Source organism: Corynebacterium halotolerans (assembly GCF_050107895.1).
GTDB lineage: Bacteria > Actinomycetota > Actinomycetes > Mycobacteriales > Mycobacteriaceae > Corynebacterium > Corynebacterium halotolerans_B.
Genome location: NZ_JBNILW010000005.1, coordinates 158,368 through 172,772 on the forward strand (window position 1 = coordinate 158,368; position 14,405 = coordinate 172,772).

The window sequence follows — 14,405 nt, forward strand, 5'->3', positions numbered from 1 at the left end:
ATCTGGCTGAGCCGTCCTGCCCCAGCACCTGCTACCCTCCCCGCCATGGGAATGTCACTGGGGTTGATACCGCTGGAGGAGGACCCGAACCTCCCCGCGATCCGGGAGATCCTGGCTGCCCACAACCTCATCCCGAGTCCGGGGACGGCGCTTCTCGGGATCACCGGCGGCGGGTTCCCCACCGTCGGCGGAGATACGTTGGCCTTCGAGGCCTCCTGGTTGGGCGAGGGGGCGCGGTCCTTCTACGGCCAGGTCCATGGTGCGGCCGCTAATCGGGCGCAGTGCGCACTGTTCTTCGACCTGGCCAGCCGGGGGAATCTGCTCCTCACCCCGGATGCCGGGCCACCGCACCTGGTGGTCTGCGGGCGCACGCACGAGCCGGCGGACGTCCACGATGAATCCGCCCCACCCTGGCTGGAGATCATCTGCTTCGTGGACTCCGCGGCCCAGCTGCACCAGTGCCTGCACGGTGACTGGCGGCCGTTCCGCAGCACCCACCTGGATTCCGGCACAATCTGGGGGCCGCGGGAAAACTGGCCGACGGAGGACAACCCGCTGGCCTGACTTTCCGTGGTTGTTCAGATTCCGCGATTGGCGGCGGCGAACTCTTCATCCGTGACAGGGTTTCCCCAGGCCACGAAATCGCCGACCGCGTCCTTGAGATTGGCCACCACATGGGTCATGCCGGAGGTGGCCGTGGCACCGTGCCAGTGGTTCACGCCGGGCCCGGCCCAGGCGGTGTCACCGGTGACGATGCGCCGGGCCGGCTGCCCTTCCTCCTGGAAGATCCCCTCGCCGTCGACGACCACGATCAGCTGCCCCACCTGGTGGGTGTGCCAGTTCGTGCGCGCCCCGGCGGCGAAGGTGACGTTGGCGGCCTGCAATTCGGCCGGTTCCTCCAGGGACGCCATGTGGGCGTCGCCGGTGAACCAGTCGGGGTTGGCGGGGTTTCCGATCGGGAAGGTGGCACTCATGAGCCCGATGCTACCCATCACAGTCCGCGGAGACAGGGTATTTAGATGCCGGGCTGCTGCGCGCTCTCCAGGAGGAGGATGAGGTCGCCGATGCTGTACTCACCGTTTTCGGCCATCAGCGCCAGATCCGCCACGGGCAGCTCCCCGCTGTCCCGGAGCTGGGAGACCAGCGTAACCAGGTGCTCGGTGTCGGCGGGGTTGAGTCCCAGGTCCCCTGCCGTGACGCCGAGGGCGTCGGCGGCCACGAGACCGCCCGCGATCGCGAGGACCACGCCGACCAGTTCCACGTTGGACTGGGTCAACAGGTCCTCGTCCCCCTCCCCGAAGGACGGCAGCTGGAAATCGCCGGGAACCAGGGGCTGGCCGGTGACGAACTGGTCGAACTGCTCGGCCGTGCCGTTGAACAGGTTGAGGTCCACCGGAGCATTCACCCCGTTGACCCGGCCGGTTTCGGAGTGCTGCCAGATGGACATGTGCGTCCAGCCGCCGGGCATCTGCGTGGGGGGATTGTTCTGGTAGGCGGCGAGCCAGAGCGGGTGATCCGCGAACTCCGTGGTGTTGCCCAGATGCTCCTCCCAGAAGAAACGGTTGGTGTAGATGACCGGGGTCTGTCCGGTCAGTTGTTGGGTGCGGTCGAGGAATTCCCGCACCCAGGCCTGCATCTGCTCCGGGGACTGTCCGTCGTGGTATTCGATGTCGAGGACCGGCGGCATCGTGGTCTGGGGCACCGAGGCCAGGGCCGCGGCGTACTCCGCAGCCTGCAGGGAGGCGTTCTCTCCCGGCCGGCCCAGGTGGTAGGTGCCGGTGACCAGGCCGGAAGCCGCCGCCTGCCCGGCATCCTCGTGCAGGTGCGGGTTGACGTACCCGATCCCCTCGGTCGCCTTGACGACGGCGAAGTGGTGTCCGTCCCCGGAGACCCCCGCCCAGTTGATGGGGGCAGATTCAGGATGCTGCCAGCTGGAGACGTCCACGCCGCTGAGCGAGGACGAGCCAAGAGCACTTGCCGACGGCGCCGTGACCAGCCCCGCGCTCAGCGCGAGAGCGGTCACCGGGGCAGCGACCAGAGGGATACGTCGGGACAGTTTTCGGATGCCGGTTGCCATGGCTGGAAAGGCTAGCAGGCTTTCACATGCGTAACACTCGCAACAATAGTCACACTTTCCCCGACCTTTCATAGCTGAGTTTCAGCTGGTTACAGCCTAAATAGGCGCTCCATCCCACACGTCCGCCGAAAGCGCAGCCCAGCTGCGGAAAAAGCGCGGACAGCTATCGCCCGCCCAGCCCAAAACGCTGGAAGACGAGACGTGGAAGTACAGAAAACTTATGTTGTGATTCACAGCACACGGGGTGCGCAGAAGGGAAATCTACACATCCTGGCTCGCCTCGGGAGACGTCAGCAGGGGCTGGTGGCCCAGAATTTCAGGTAGCCGCCGATCTCACGGGCCACGTGATAGGGAATCCGGGATTTACTGACCCAGTTATGGTTGACCACCTGGATATCCAGGTCGGTACAACGCTCGAAAACGCTGCGCACCCGCCGGGTGTGCGGCCGGTTAGTCACCACCACGGCACTGGTCCAGCCCTCCTCCGCGGCAAGGTCCGCAAAAGTCTGCGCCTCCCCCACGGTGGAAACCGGGCTGGGCTTCATACACTGGGACCGTGCCCCCTCGGGACGCTCCGGGCCAGCGCAGTGCGCTCGCCCGACCTCATAATCCGAGCCATTCCAGCTGGAGATCACCAGGTTATCGGCGATACCGTCCTCCACGAGTCCCGCGCCGTACTCGTGCCGCCCGTCATCCGCCCCGGCCAGCACCAGAACAGCATCCGCCGGGCGGGCTTCAGATTCCGGTGGATAGAGAAACCAGGCGGTGACGGACACTCCGGCGATCGCCACCAGGACAAGCACACCGAGCGCACCGACCAGCCCACAGACTCTCCGCACCTGGTCATTCGCCCGTCGAGTCATGCCCGCCCTTCCCCGCTTCCGTTTCCCGCGCCCTCGAGCGCACGCCGCACCGCGCGCCCCATTACCGGGCCATGATACGTACCCGCCGGGGTGCCGCTGAATTTGCCGCCGGCGGCGTGACCGACCCCGGGAAGCCCACAACGGACCCGCCCCCAGAGACACTGGAGGTCGGGTCCGTCGCCACAGATTCCCGGATGACCCGGCGTCAGAACCGGATCGGTGTGCGTAGCTTACTGAGCGTTCAGGAACTGGAAGAAGTTGACGGCACCGATGATGGCGCCGAGAACGGTGCCGAGGCCGGCGAGGGTGGTCAGATCACGCCACTTGCCGAGCCACTCCGGAGTGGCCTCGTCATCGGTTTCCTCACCCAGGGCATCTTCGCCGGTGCCGCGGTCATCGGCCTCGTTGGCGTCGCCGAAGGCGGAAGAGCCGCCGGTGGGAACGGAGCTGAGCTGGGAGGAGAGGCTGACGTTCTCGCCGTCGTTCTCCTCGGCGGTGGCGGCGGAGACGCCACCGAAGGTCAGAGCCAGAGCGGTGGCGCCGGCGATGGCTGCGTTACGGATCTTGCGCATTGAAGTGCCTTCTTTCAGAGAATCTATGGGGTTTAGAGCGCGCCCGGGCCGTGGACGAAGAAGTTGTGGATCGGGCCGACGACCAGGCCCACCAGGGCGCCGATGGCACCGGTGATGGAAAGCCCGTAGAGCAGCTTGGCCCAGGCCGGCTGACCGTCAAAGGTGGCGCCGGTCTCTTCGTTCACCTTGGAGGAGCCGAAGATCGCGCGGCCATCGGCCTCCTGGTCGCCGTTGAGGTTGTCGTTCAGGCGGCTGGAGCCGTTGGCCGGGATGGAGGAACCCTCCATGATCTCGATGTCGCCCTCGCCCGGGGTATCAACATCGGAGACGTCGTCACCGTCCGCCGCATCATTGTCATTCGTGCTGGAACTGGAGGAGGTGGTGGTGCCGCCGGTCGGATCCTCAGTCTCCTGGGCGGCGGCGACCGAGGTGGTGCCGAGGGTCAGGGCAGTGACGGTTGCGGCCGCAATGGCTGCCTTACGGAAAGAGCGCATCGAAAATTCCTTCACAGTCTCGGAAGCTACGGGTCACAAGACGATGGATCTGATCGCCGAGAGTCAACGTGGGTACTGACGCGACCGGCAGCTGAACACCGGCCCTGTCGACTCCACACGGTAACTTTTGTTTGCCGGATTTTCAGGCTTATCTGAGCCTCTGGTCATCCCATTTCAGGCGAATTAAGGTCCCACCCACCCATCCCAGTGTCACCCGAACGAACAGCTCACAGGGTCTTTCGGGAGAGATCAATAACACTTATCGCCGCCCCGAAAGATAGTATGTAACAATCGAATAACATTCATGGAGCGCAGATCATCTCCCGCATTTCCGCAGGTCGAGAAGAATGCGGAAATCACTTTCATGAGACTCTTGAAGCATTTCCAGCCCTCCCTCCGGCACCTCCCACCCCACCAGGAACAGCTCTCCCAGCCCTTTCAAATTCAGCCACGATTCACCGAAAGCGCGCTTGACGTGCAAAAACGGTAATTGAATCCCGATAGTCACAAGCGGAGGCGAACTCTGGAGCAGGCCACCCCAGGCGCAAGCACCCCTGTTTCCCACATTGGGTACGTGTCAACCTGAGGGAGAACTACCCCTTTGCTCAGATCTGGGTCGGCTCTTCCGTTACGCTCAGCAAATTACTGTCCTCGGTGGAACGGAGCTCAGAACCCGGCGGTTCTGCCGGCAAGCCCGTCCCAGGGAAGTCATCCCGGCAAGAATGACTGATTTCCCGTTCCTCGAGGGGCTTTCGGATGTCTGCCTCCCGCAGGATCGGGACCTCAGGGAGGGTGGCCATCCCCCGCGGAGCTCCCGGCCCCTTCGGAGGCGAGGCCTCCGCAGAGCAGCGGACCCCCTGGCTCCCCTACTCCGCCGGGGCCGGACCCGCTTCACCCGCGGAGACGCTCCGGGTCCTCGACGGCGGAGAACGCTTCCGGCTCTCCCGGTTCCGTCCTATTCGCCGGCAGCGGGGAAGAATGCCGATCACGATAATGCTGCAGGGCAGTCAGATTGGTCAGCAGTCCGGGCAGGACAACCTGGCTGCCATCGTTGCGCGCGCTGCGGTGGCAGTGGACGTAGAGCCAGATGGCCACCGGGTACATGATGAGGGCGATCACGACCATGGCGATGACCTGCGCCGTGGTGCTCTCCCACATGAGGTTCCAGGCGAAGTGCAGGGCGAAGGCCAGCAGTGTCCAGGCCACCGCCACCGTCCAGCGCCACGAGAGCGACCGGCCGGCGCGAAACAGGGCCAGCCCGATGCCCCACCCGGCCAGCGCCGTGAAGATCACGTGCAGCCCCGGCCCCGCGACGACCCGCAGGGCCCAGATCCCCAGCACACCCGCCAGATCGGAGTTCGGGTTCATGAGTGCCCCGAAGGTGCCGTAGAGCAGGTTCTCGACCACCTCGAAACCCAGCCCGATCAGCGCGCCCGTGAGGAATCCGTGCCAGGGCCGGTTCAGGCGCCGGAAGCTCAGCAGGATGACGGCCACGCCGAGGGCCTTGACGATCTCTTCCGGGTAGGCCCCGCCGAAGGAGGCGGTGACGAAGGTCCATCCCAACTTGTCCATCAGCTCCAGGACGGGCAGGCCGGCGATCATCACCACCAGGAAGGACACCCCGGCACCCCAGAGCATGCTGGCGATAACCCACCAGAACCCGGCACGGGGCCAGGCGGCGTTGACCCGCAGCACCACCAGCCAGAACGCGGTGTAGACCACGGCGAACACCATGCCCACCCCGGCGGCGATGCCGGAGACCAGGAAGTTACTGAAGGTGAAGAACAGCAGGATCGGTACGCCCAGCACCGTCAGCACGATGAGGGTGATGTGGAATAGCCGGCTCATACCGCCTCCGTGATGTTCTCGAGCATCGGTACCTCGGGGGAGCCCGGGGAGGGGGCACCATCGGACATGCCCTCAAGCAGCATCAGCACCGGCATGGGCAGCGGCTGCCCGTCGGTGAAGCGGTACCAGGCGGCGTCGGCCAGCTCGGGTACCTCGGTGCCGCCGTAGATGATGGCGATCATGGACTGACTCTCCCGGTCCCCGGTGCCGGGCAGGGACATGCCCACGGCCCCGAAGCGGTCGTCGAGAACCATGCGGGATTCCCCCTCCCGGAAGGTGGGGATGTCCCTCGGGGGAAACTGGGTGAACTCCATCCGCATCATCCGGCGTAGAGTCTCCTCTTCGTCGTTGCTGCCTTCCACGATCATGGAGCGGACGAGGGTGCCATCGCAGTCCCACAGGTAGCCGTTGATGACGTCGGTGGATTTCCGGCAGGCCACGGGCTCCCCGGCGGCGTCAGTCAGCGGGATCTCCCAGTCATAGCCGAGCTGGCCCAGGCGAACCTCATCGACGCGGTCCTCGTTGTCGGGGACGAGCAGGTTCAGTAGGGCGGGCAGCGCCAGCAGCACGGCTGCGACACCGAACACTGCCCACCAGTGTCTTCCCGCTCGGGTCGGGCTGAATCTGTACTGGGGCATATCTGCGAGGTTACCTGCCCCGCCCCACTTCCTGAGCGCGGGCCGGAGACGCCGCCACGGCCGTCACAGTCACCTAGACTGGCGGCATGAACGACCTTTACCACTATGTCAACGGCCCCTGGCTGAAGTCCCATGTCATTCCCGACGACCGCGGTGTGGACGGTACCTTCCACAAGCTTCGCGACGACGCGGAGGAGGACGTCCACGCCATCGTCCGGGCGGATTCCGGACGCGCGGGCACCCTCTTCGATTCCTTCATGGACACCGAGGCGATCAACGCCGCCGGAATGTCGCCTCTGGACGCGGATCTCGATCGCCTGACGGTGAGCAACATCACCGAGTTCGCCACGGCGCTCGGTGAGCTGGACCGCGTGGGTGCGGGGGCCCCGGTCGGTTTCTGGGTGGAGAAGGACTCCGCGGCAGAGTCCGGGGATGAGGCCGTGGCCTATCTGGTGCAGTCCGGACTCGGCCTGCCGGACGAGGCCTACTACCGCGAGGAGGCGCACGCGGAAACGCTGGCCGCCTACCGCGAGCACGTGGCGCAGATGCTGACCTTCCTGCAGCCCGACCGGCGCCTGCAGGGACTGGACCCGGAAATCGCCGCGGCCCGCATCGTGGAGCTGGAGACGGAGATCGCCGCCGGCCACTGGGATGTGGTCGCTTCCCGCGACGCCGTGAAGACCTACAACCCCACCACCCTGGCGGAGCTGCCCCGAGCCATCCAGACCGTGCTGCGCGGGGCGCAGCTCGGCGAGGGCCGGCTGGTGAACATGATGCCCTCGGCCGTCGAACACATCGGGGGACTGCTCACCCAGGACCGGTTGGCGGACTGGCAGCTGTGGGCGACCTGGCACATCCTGCGTAGCCGCGCCGGGCTGCTGCCGGAGGAGGTGGGCGCCAGGAACTTCGAGTTCTACGGCACCCGCCTGTCCGGTGCCACGGAGCAGAAGGACCGGTGGAAGCGCGGGGTGGCCCTGGCCGAGCAGCTGGTGGGCCATGAGATCGGCAAGATCTTCGTGGCGGAGCACTTCCCCGCATCCTCCAAGGAGGACATGCTCCAGCTGGTCGACTACCTGACGGAGGCCTACCGGGAGCGCATCACCAACCTGGCCTGGATGACACCGGAGACCCGGGAGCGGGCGCTGGCGAAGCTGGACAAGTTCCGCGCGAAGATCGGTTACCCGGACAAGTGGCGCAGCTACGAGGGACTTGAGGTGAGCGCCTCTGGCGCGGACCTGGTGGCCGACGTCCGGGCGGCCGCGGCCTTCCTCCATGACTATGAACTGAACAAGGTCGGCAAGCCGGCGGACCGCGACGAGTGGTTCGCCACCCCGCAGACCGTCAACGCCTTCTACAACCCGGTGGTCAATGACATCACCTTCCCCGCCGCGATCCTGCGCGCCCCCTTCTACTCCCCAGAGGCCGACGCCGCGGAGAACTTCGGCGCGATCGGCGCCGTCATCGGTCACGAGATCGGCCACGGCTTCGATGACCAGGGATCGCAGTATGACGGGGACGGCAACCTGCAGTCCTGGTGGTCGGATGAGGATCGTGCCGCGTTCAAGAAGCTGACGGACAAGCTGGTGGAGCAGTTCAACGGTCTGGTGCCCTCGGTGCTCAAGGACAGGGGCGTGGAGACCGAGGGCGTCAACGGCGAGTTCACTCTGGGTGAGAACATCGGCGACCTGGGAGGCCTGGGCATCGCGGTCGTGGCCTACCGGAAGTACCTGGCGGATCAGGGGCAGACCTTCGAGACCTCCCCGGTGGCCACGTTCACTGCCGAGGGCTCCGACCCGGGTCTGACCGACCGGGAGTTCAACGGCATCCAGCGGCTCTTCCTCTCCTGGGCCCGGGTGTGGCGCACCGCCATCCGTCCGGAGCTGGCCACCCAGTACCTGGCGATCGACCCGCACTCCCCCGCCGAGTTCCGCTGCAACCAGATCGCGGCGAACATCGACGAGTTCTACGAGGCCTTCCCGGAGGTCACGGCGGACTCCGCGATGTATCTGGCGCCCGAGCAGCGGGTGACCATCTGGTAGCCGCTGTGGGATTCGCTGATCCCGGCGGGGTCGCGGAAGGCTTCCGCGCGGCGTGGAACCGGGCGTCGGCGGAGGAGCTGACCGCGGTGTTCACGACGGACGCGGACTTCGTCAACGTGGTCGGCTTCTGGTGGCGCGGACACCGGCAGATCCGCCACAACCACGCCATCGGTTTCCGGGACATGTTCCCGGACACCACGATGGTCTTCGAGAAGACCCGGATCCGGATGTTGGGTGAGGGCCATGCCGTGGTGCACGCCCGCTGGCGGGTGGACGGCCAGCGGGTTCCGGACGCGTCCGCCACCAGCCGTGCCGGCACCCGACGTGGGGTGTTCACCTTCGTGGTCTCCCGGTTCGGCGAGGACGACTGGCTTGCCGTGGCCGCGCACAACACCGACATCATCCCCGGTGCGCAGACCCACCTGACCGGCGACGACGGCACACTCCGGCCGGTTCGCTATCAGGCGCAGCCGGACTGAACACGCGTTACACCAGGGTCAGCAGTAACGGCAGCGTCACCAGGGACAGCACGGTCTGCACCCCGGTGATCGAGATCATCAGCTGGCCGTCGCCGCCCATCCGGGCCGCCAGGACGTAGGAGGACGGGGCCGGCGGCAGGGCCGTGATGATGACGATCGCCGCGAGCATGACCCCCTCGATGGACAGCCACTGCGCCAGGAAGAATGCGCTCAGCGGCAGGGCCACCAGTTTGATCACGGAGACAACGGTGATCATGCCGATGTCATGCCGGCTGATCCGGAACTGCAGTGCCGCGCCGACGACGAGGGTGCCGATGACCAGGGCGCCGTCCGCCACAATGCCGAGGCTGGCGTCGGCGAAGGCGGGCAGTTCGAAGGGTGCCAGCGAGAACGCGATGCCCACCACACACCCCAGGATCAGCGGGTTGGTGATGATCTGCCGGGCCATCGGGACCGGCCGGATTTCCGCGTCGTTGTCGCCGTAGACCGTCAGCGCCGCCACGCTGACCACATTGACCAGGGGGACGACGATCGCGGCGGCCAGGGAGAACAACGCCACCCCCTCGGCTCCGGCAACCGCGGACGCGAAGATCAGACCGGTGTAGGTGTTGAAGCGCACCGCCCCCTGCACCAGGGAGGTGATCTGCGGCCCCGTGGCCTTCATCAATCGCCGGAGCACCAGGACGAGGGCCGTGGCCACGAGGATGGGGATGACCAGGACGGCGGCCACGGACCCGAAGGGAACGGCGGTCAGGTCCACCGAGGCTATCGCAGTGACGAAGAGCGCCGGGGTGAGGACGAAATAGGTCAGCTGTTCCATGCCCGTCCAGAACGCGGGGCTGGGCAGCCAGCGGCGTTTGAGCACGAACCCCAGCGCCATCACGACGAGGATGGGAACGATGGCGGTGGTGACGATCTGCATGCTTCCTCGCAAAACCCGACGATTCAAATGACTTCAATCATCACATCACAGCGGCGGCCCTTCCGGTGGAGAACCGCGGGTGGCCCTGGTTCCGGGAGGCGGGTCAGTCCCGCCGGGGCCAGGGTCTGCCCCGGACCTGTTCGACGTCCTCGTTGAAGCGGCGCAGCAGCGCCACGAACGTGGTCAGGTCCTCGTCCGACCACTCCGCCATCACGCGCTCCAGGGAGGATCGCCGCCCGGCCAGCTCCGTGGTCAACCGCTCCCGCCCCAGGTCGCTCGGCCGGTGCTTACGCGCCACCCCACCGTCGGGGTCATCGATCCGTTCGATCAGCCCGTGCTTCATCGCCGCCGCGACCTGCCGGTGCACGGTGGAGACATCCAGCTCGAAGGCCTCGGCCAGTTGCGCCACGGTCATCGGGCCCGACGCCGCCAACCTGGCGAGCAGCACTGTGGCACTGCGATCGAGTGGGTCGAGCCGTGCCCAGGGCGCCACCCCGTGCAGCGCATGGCGGGTCAGGAGCATCTGCTCGTACACGAGGGCGTCGAGACGGCGGTCAGTCATGGCTTCATCCTGCTGGGTTGTCCTTCCCCCGGAACGGAGGCGTACGATTTGCATTATACAAATTCACCCCGTTCCCTCAGGAGGCACCACGGTGACGGCCCACCCCGAATCGGACCAGCCCCGTTCCACCAGTTCCGACGCTGCTCCATCCCCGGAAGCTGCCGCCCCATCCCCGTCGGCCGTGCCGGATCCGCCGCTGATCACCCCCACCTTCGTGCTGGCCTGGTTGGTCAACTTCTTCCAGTACCTGCTGTTCTATCTGCTGGTGACCACGGTGGCGCTGTACGCGGTCAAGGAGTTCGCCGCCTCGGACGCGGCCAGCGGCCTGGCCGCCAGCTCCTTCGTCATCGGCGCCACCGTGGCCCGGCTGTTCGCCGGTTACGTCGTGGACGTGCTGGGCCGGCGCCGGGTCATGGTCTCCGCCATCGTCATCGTGACTGTGGCCTGTGCGCTCTACCTGGTGGCGGGAACCCTGCCGCTGCTGATCGCGGTGCGCCTGCTCCACGGCTTCGGCTATGCCTTCGCCAGCACCGCCCTTATGGCGATCGCGCAGGCCGCGATCCCCCCGCGGCGCCGTGCCGAGGGCACCGGTTACTACGCTCTCGGCTCCACCCTCGCCACCGCGGTCGGACCGGCACTGGGCCTGTTCCTGGTGCAGTCCTTCACCTACGGCATCCTGTTCTGGGTCACGTTGGGGACCGCGGTTCTCGGCCTGGTCCTCGGCCTGTTCCTGCGGCAGCCGGCCGCACAGCGCCAGGCAGCGGCGGCGGCCGCTTCCGCCGCCCGACAGGAGGGCCGGACACCACCTGCGCCGCGTTTCTCCTTCCGCGACATCGCACACCCGGCGGTGGTGCCGATCGGTACCTTCATGCTGCTCGTCGGCCTGTGTTACGCGGGAGTGATCACCTACCTGAACGCCTACGCGGAGCAACGCGACGTGGTCACCGGCGCCAGCCTGTTCTTCCTCGCTTACGCGGCGACCATGCTGGTGATGCGCTTCGTGCTGGGCCGGGTGCAGGACCGCCACGGCGACAACGTGGTGGTGTACCTCGGGCTGGTCAGCTTCGCTCTCGCCCTGGCACTGCTCGCCGCCGCGACCGCCGACTGGCAGATCGTCCTGGCCGGCGCGCTGACCGGGCTGGGCTACGGCACCCTCATGCCGGCCTGCCAGGCGATCGCGGTCAGCGCTGTCCCGGCGGACAAACTCGGCACCGGCATCTCCACGATGCTGCTGTTCATGGACGTCGGACTCGGGGTGGGACCGATCGTGCTCGGCATCCTCGTGTCGGCGACCAGTTACGGCACCATGTACGCGCTGCTGGCCGCTGTGGCGGTCATCGCCGCGGTCCTCTATCACCTGGTGCACGGGCGCCACGAGGTGGCGAAGCAGGGACGCGCGGCGGCCTAACCGAGGCGCGGCCTTTAGCCCCGGGTCGCGTCCGTGACCTCACCGACCAGTTCCTCCAGCACGTCCTCCAGGGCGATGACGGCCACCTGATTGACCTGGTTGCCCTCCCCCTCGATCAACGCGAGGTGGGCGTTGTGGCGCTGCATGAGGCTGACCACCGGACGCAGCTTCGCGTCCGCGGGAACGCGGATCAGCTCGTGGACCTCGGCGGCCGGGATCTTCGCGGTACGCTCCCGGGAGGCCAGTTCCAGAAGGTCCTTGACGTGGACATACCCGCTCAGGGCACCGTCCGGCTGCTGCACCGGGAAGCGGGAGAAACCGGTGTCCGCGCAGATCGCCTCCACCTCCGCCACCGTCGCATCCGCCGGGACGGTGCGGACCTCCCGGGCCGGGATGGCCACGTCGGTGGCCGTCAGCGACTCGAAGCCGAGCGCCCCCTGCAGAAGATGAATCTCATCCTCGTCCAGCAGTCCCTCCCGCCCGGACTCGGCCACGAATCCGGCAACCTCCTCACTGGTGAAGGTGCTGGCCACCTCATCCCTCGGGGTGGCGCGGAAAAGGTGGCGCACCACCAGGTTCGCCAGGTGGTTCATGAACCAGATCAGCGGTCGGAAGACAACCACGAACACATGCAGGACCGGTCCCAGGAGCATGGCGGATTCAGCGGGCTTGGCGATGGAGATGTTCTTGGGCACCATCTCACCGAGCACCATGTGGAAGTAGGTGACGATCAGCAGGGCGATGACCAGAGCGATGGGGTGAATCAACCCCTCGGGCACGCCCATCGAGATCAGCGGCACCTCAATCAGGTGGGCGATCGCCGGCTCACCCACCGCGCCGATCAGCAGCGAACAGGCCGTGATGCCCAGCTGGGTCGCGGCCAGGGCCGTCGTGACATCCTCGATGCCCTTCAATGCCCACTTCGCGGCCCCGCTGCCGGCGGCGGCCCGGGGCTCGATCTGGTCCCGGCGGGCGGTGACCATGGCGAACTCGGCGGCGACGAAGAAGGCGTTGCCGGCGAGCAGGACAATCAACAGAAACAGAGCTAATCCAGTACTCATCAGGCTTCCTCCGCAAAGGGGTCGGCCGGCTCAATGGGGCCGATGGCGTCGTGTCCGTCCTCCCGGGCGACGAGGATCTGGTCCACGCGGTGGCTGTCCATCGTGGCCACCTGCAGGATCACCGCAGTGATGGTCGGCAGGTTGTCCTCATCACGGTGCTGGTGGTCGATCCCGTCCAGCCGGACCTCGTCCCCGACCTCCGGCAGCCGGTCCATCTCCTCGGCGATGAGGCCGCCGAGGGTCTCGGACTCCTCGCCTTCGGGAAGCTCCAGGTCCATCAGGTCCCCGAGTTCATCGGGGCGCAGCAGGCCGGACACCTGAACCGCACCGTCCCGTAGACGGCTGTAACGCTGCTCGCTCTCGTCCTGTTCGTCGTCGATCTCACCGACGATCTCCTCGATCAGATCCTCCAGCGTGACTATTCCGGCGGTGCCGCCGTATTCATCCACCACCACCGCCAGTTGCAGATTCGCGGTGCGCAGCTCCCGCAGCAGCGGATCCAGGGTCATGGAGTCCGACACGACGGTCGCGGGCACGGTGATGTCCCGGACCGGGGTCTGCGAACGCTGTTCGAAGGGCACCGCCACGGCGTGCTTGAAATGTGCCAGGCCGACGATCTCGTCGACGCTCTCGCCGGAGACGGGGAAGCGGGAGTGGCCGGTCTCGGTCGCGGCGTCGATGAGTTCCTGGACGCTGTGCTCATCCAGGAAGGTGACGTGGGGACGCGGGGTCATCACGTCGGCAGCGGTCTGTTCCCCGAATTCAATGGAACGGGCCACCAGCTCGGCGGTGCCGGCGTCGAGGGTGCCCTCCACGCCGGAGCGGGTGACCATGGAGCGCAGCTCCTCACCGGTGCGCGCGTTGGACACCTCTTCGCTGGGGGTCAGCCCCAGCAGGCGCAGCACCCAGTTGGCGGCGTTGTTGAGGAAGCTGACCAGCCATCCGAAGATGAACATGAAGATCCGCTGCGGATAGAGCACGAAGCGGGAGACCTTCATCGGCTCGGCGATCGCCCAGTTTTTGGGCACCAGCTCGCCGAAGACCATCTGGAGGATGGTCACGAGCACGAAGGCGAGCGCACCGGCGATACCGATCGCCGCCCCCCGGGCCAGACCGGTCAGACCGAAGAGCTCCGTCAGCAGCGCGCCCACGGAGGGGCCGGTGAGAAAACCCGCGACCAGACTGGACACCGTGATGCCCAACTGGGCACCGGAGAGGTTGGAGGAGGTCCGTTTCAGCTCGCGCTCAATGGCGGCGGCGGTCGGGTCCCCCTCCGCCTCACGCTGCCGGACCTCGTTGCGGTTGACGGTCAGGTAGGCGAACTCCACGGCCACAAACAGGAAGTTCGCCGCGATCAACACGAGCAGCGCCAGCAATAGCAGCCAGGGGGTCATCGTCCACCTCCCGCCGGATCACTCTTTCCGGTCAGACAACATCGACCG

General features: G+C 66.6%; 15 protein-coding genes. 4 read left to right on the forward strand and 11 right to left on the reverse strand.

Annotated features, from left to right (window positions below; all coding sequences use genetic code 11):
• Positions 1–45: 45 nt before the first annotated feature.
• Positions 46–564 carry a hypothetical protein gene (locus ACQCVD_RS07050; RefSeq protein ID WP_426823011.1) on the forward strand — a complete coding sequence of 173 codons (519 nt, stop codon included), beginning with the start codon at positions 46–48 and terminating at the stop codon, positions 562–564.
• 14 nt (positions 565–578) lie between these two features.
• Here ACQCVD_RS07050 and ACQCVD_RS07055 read toward each other — a convergent pair whose 3' ends face one another.
• From ACQCVD_RS07055 to ACQCVD_RS07085, 7 genes are all read right to left on the reverse strand, one after another.
• Positions 579–974, reverse strand: coding sequence for a cupin domain-containing protein (locus tag ACQCVD_RS07055; protein ID WP_426823012.1), 396 nt, complete (start codon positions 972–974; stop codon positions 579–581).
• Between the two features lie 41 nt (positions 975–1,015).
• The gene (locus ACQCVD_RS07060) at positions 1,016–2,077 is read right to left on the reverse strand and encodes a glycoside hydrolase family 25 protein (protein WP_426823013.1); all 1,062 of its coding nucleotides are present in this window, start codon (positions 2,075–2,077) and stop codon (positions 1,016–1,018) included.
• Between the two features lie 290 nt (positions 2,078–2,367).
• Entirely contained in the window at positions 2,368–2,940 is a 573-nt protein-coding gene (locus ACQCVD_RS07065; RefSeq protein WP_426823014.1) for a YdcF family protein, read from the reverse strand.
• A gap of 230 nt (positions 2,941–3,170) precedes the next feature.
• Complete coding sequence (locus ACQCVD_RS07070; protein ID WP_426823015.1) at positions 3,171–3,512, reverse strand: hypothetical protein; 342 nt, start codon at positions 3,510–3,512, stop codon at positions 3,171–3,173.
• Positions 3,513–3,544: 32 nt separating this feature from the next.
• Positions 3,545–4,006, reverse strand: coding sequence for a hypothetical protein (locus ACQCVD_RS07075; protein WP_426823016.1), 462 nt, complete (start codon positions 4,004–4,006; stop codon positions 3,545–3,547).
• Positions 4,007–4,897: 891 nt separating this feature from the next.
• On the reverse strand, positions 4,898–5,854 hold the full coding sequence (locus tag ACQCVD_RS07080) for a PrsW family intramembrane metalloprotease (RefSeq protein ID WP_426823018.1): 957 nt from the start codon (positions 5,852–5,854) through the stop codon (positions 4,898–4,900).
• The gene (locus ACQCVD_RS07085) at positions 5,851–6,492 is read right to left on the reverse strand and encodes a hypothetical protein (RefSeq protein ID WP_426823019.1); all 642 of its coding nucleotides are present in this window, start codon (positions 6,490–6,492) and stop codon (positions 5,851–5,853) included. Before ACQCVD_RS07085 ends, ACQCVD_RS07080 begins: the two co-directional genes overlap by 4 nt.
• An 86-nt stretch (positions 6,493–6,578) precedes the next feature.
• Between ACQCVD_RS07085 and ACQCVD_RS07090 the strand changes: the two genes are divergently transcribed.
• Together ACQCVD_RS07090 and ACQCVD_RS07095 are read left to right on the forward strand one after the other, a co-directional pair.
• The gene (locus tag ACQCVD_RS07090) at positions 6,579–8,531 is read left to right on the forward strand and encodes a M13 family metallopeptidase (protein WP_426823020.1); all 1,953 of its coding nucleotides are present in this window, start codon (positions 6,579–6,581) and stop codon (positions 8,529–8,531) included.
• Between the two features lie 5 nt (positions 8,532–8,536).
• Positions 8,537–9,010, forward strand: a complete 474-nt coding sequence (locus tag ACQCVD_RS07095) for a YybH family protein (protein ID WP_426823021.1) — start codon at positions 8,537–8,539, stop codon at positions 9,008–9,010.
• 7 nt (positions 9,011–9,017) lie between these two features.
• Here ACQCVD_RS07095 and ACQCVD_RS07100 read toward each other — a convergent pair whose 3' ends face one another.
• Together ACQCVD_RS07100 and ACQCVD_RS07105 are read right to left on the reverse strand one after the other, a co-directional pair.
• Positions 9,018–9,932, reverse strand: a complete 915-nt coding sequence (locus tag ACQCVD_RS07100) for an AEC family transporter (protein WP_426823022.1) — start codon at positions 9,930–9,932, stop codon at positions 9,018–9,020.
• A 103-nt stretch (positions 9,933–10,035) separates the two neighbouring features.
• A complete protein-coding gene (locus ACQCVD_RS07105; protein ID WP_426823023.1) occupies positions 10,036–10,494 on the reverse strand; it encodes a MarR family winged helix-turn-helix transcriptional regulator in 459 nt (152 codons plus the stop codon).
• 181 nt (positions 10,495–10,675) lie between these two features.
• Between ACQCVD_RS07105 and ACQCVD_RS07110 the strand changes: the two genes are divergently transcribed.
• The gene (locus tag ACQCVD_RS07110; RefSeq protein WP_426823072.1) at positions 10,676–11,902 is read left to right on the forward strand and encodes an MFS transporter; all 1,227 of its coding nucleotides are present in this window, start codon (positions 10,676–10,678) and stop codon (positions 11,900–11,902) included.
• A gap of 14 nt (positions 11,903–11,916) precedes the next feature.
• Here ACQCVD_RS07110 and ACQCVD_RS07115 read toward each other — a convergent pair whose 3' ends face one another.
• Together ACQCVD_RS07115 and ACQCVD_RS07120 are read right to left on the reverse strand one after the other, a co-directional pair.
• Positions 11,917–12,963, reverse strand: a complete 1,047-nt coding sequence (locus tag ACQCVD_RS07115; protein WP_426823024.1) for a hemolysin family protein — start codon at positions 12,961–12,963, stop codon at positions 11,917–11,919.
• Positions 12,963–14,357, reverse strand: coding sequence for a hemolysin family protein (locus tag ACQCVD_RS07120; protein WP_426823025.1), 1,395 nt, complete (start codon positions 14,355–14,357; stop codon positions 12,963–12,965). Before ACQCVD_RS07120 ends, ACQCVD_RS07115 begins: the two co-directional genes overlap by 1 nt.
• Positions 14,358–14,405: the final 48 nt, after the last annotated feature.

What these genes read in the sequence shown, in the direction of transcription:
- ACQCVD_RS07050 (WP_426823011.1), top strand. Translation starts at nt 46, where the DNA reads ATGGGAATGTCACTGGGGTTGATACCGCTGGAGGAGGACCCGAACCTC.
- ACQCVD_RS07055 (WP_426823012.1), bottom strand. Translation starts at nt 974, where the DNA reads ATGAGTGCCACCTTCCCGATCGGAAACCCCGCCAACCCCGACTGGTTC.
- ACQCVD_RS07060 (WP_426823013.1), bottom strand. Translation starts at nt 2,077, where the DNA reads ATGGCAACCGGCATCCGAAAACTGTCCCGACGTATCCCTCTGGTCGCT.
- ACQCVD_RS07065 (WP_426823014.1), bottom strand. Translation starts at nt 2,940, where the DNA reads ATGACTCGACGGGCGAATGACCAGGTGCGGAGAGTCTGTGGGCTGGTC.
- ACQCVD_RS07070 (WP_426823015.1), bottom strand. Translation starts at nt 3,512, where the DNA reads ATGCGCAAGATCCGTAACGCAGCCATCGCCGGCGCCACCGCTCTGGCT.
- ACQCVD_RS07075 (WP_426823016.1), bottom strand. Translation starts at nt 4,006, where the DNA reads ATGCGCTCTTTCCGTAAGGCAGCCATTGCGGCCGCAACCGTCACTGCC.
- ACQCVD_RS07080 (WP_426823018.1), bottom strand. Translation starts at nt 5,854, where the DNA reads ATGAGCCGGCTATTCCACATCACCCTCATCGTGCTGACGGTGCTGGGC.
- ACQCVD_RS07085 (WP_426823019.1), bottom strand. Translation starts at nt 6,492, where the DNA reads ATGCCCCAGTACAGATTCAGCCCGACCCGAGCGGGAAGACACTGGTGG.
- ACQCVD_RS07090 (WP_426823020.1), top strand. Translation starts at nt 6,579, where the DNA reads ATGAACGACCTTTACCACTATGTCAACGGCCCCTGGCTGAAGTCCCAT.
- ACQCVD_RS07100 (WP_426823022.1), bottom strand. Translation starts at nt 9,932, where the DNA reads ATGCAGATCGTCACCACCGCCATCGTTCCCATCCTCGTCGTGATGGCG.
- ACQCVD_RS07105 (WP_426823023.1), bottom strand. Translation starts at nt 10,494, where the DNA reads ATGACTGACCGCCGTCTCGACGCCCTCGTGTACGAGCAGATGCTCCTG.
- ACQCVD_RS07115 (WP_426823024.1), bottom strand. Translation starts at nt 12,963, where the DNA reads ATGAGTACTGGATTAGCTCTGTTTCTGTTGATTGTCCTGCTCGCCGGC.
- ACQCVD_RS07120 (WP_426823025.1), bottom strand. Translation starts at nt 14,357, where the DNA reads ATGACCCCCTGGCTGCTATTGCTGGCGCTGCTCGTGTTGATCGCGGCG.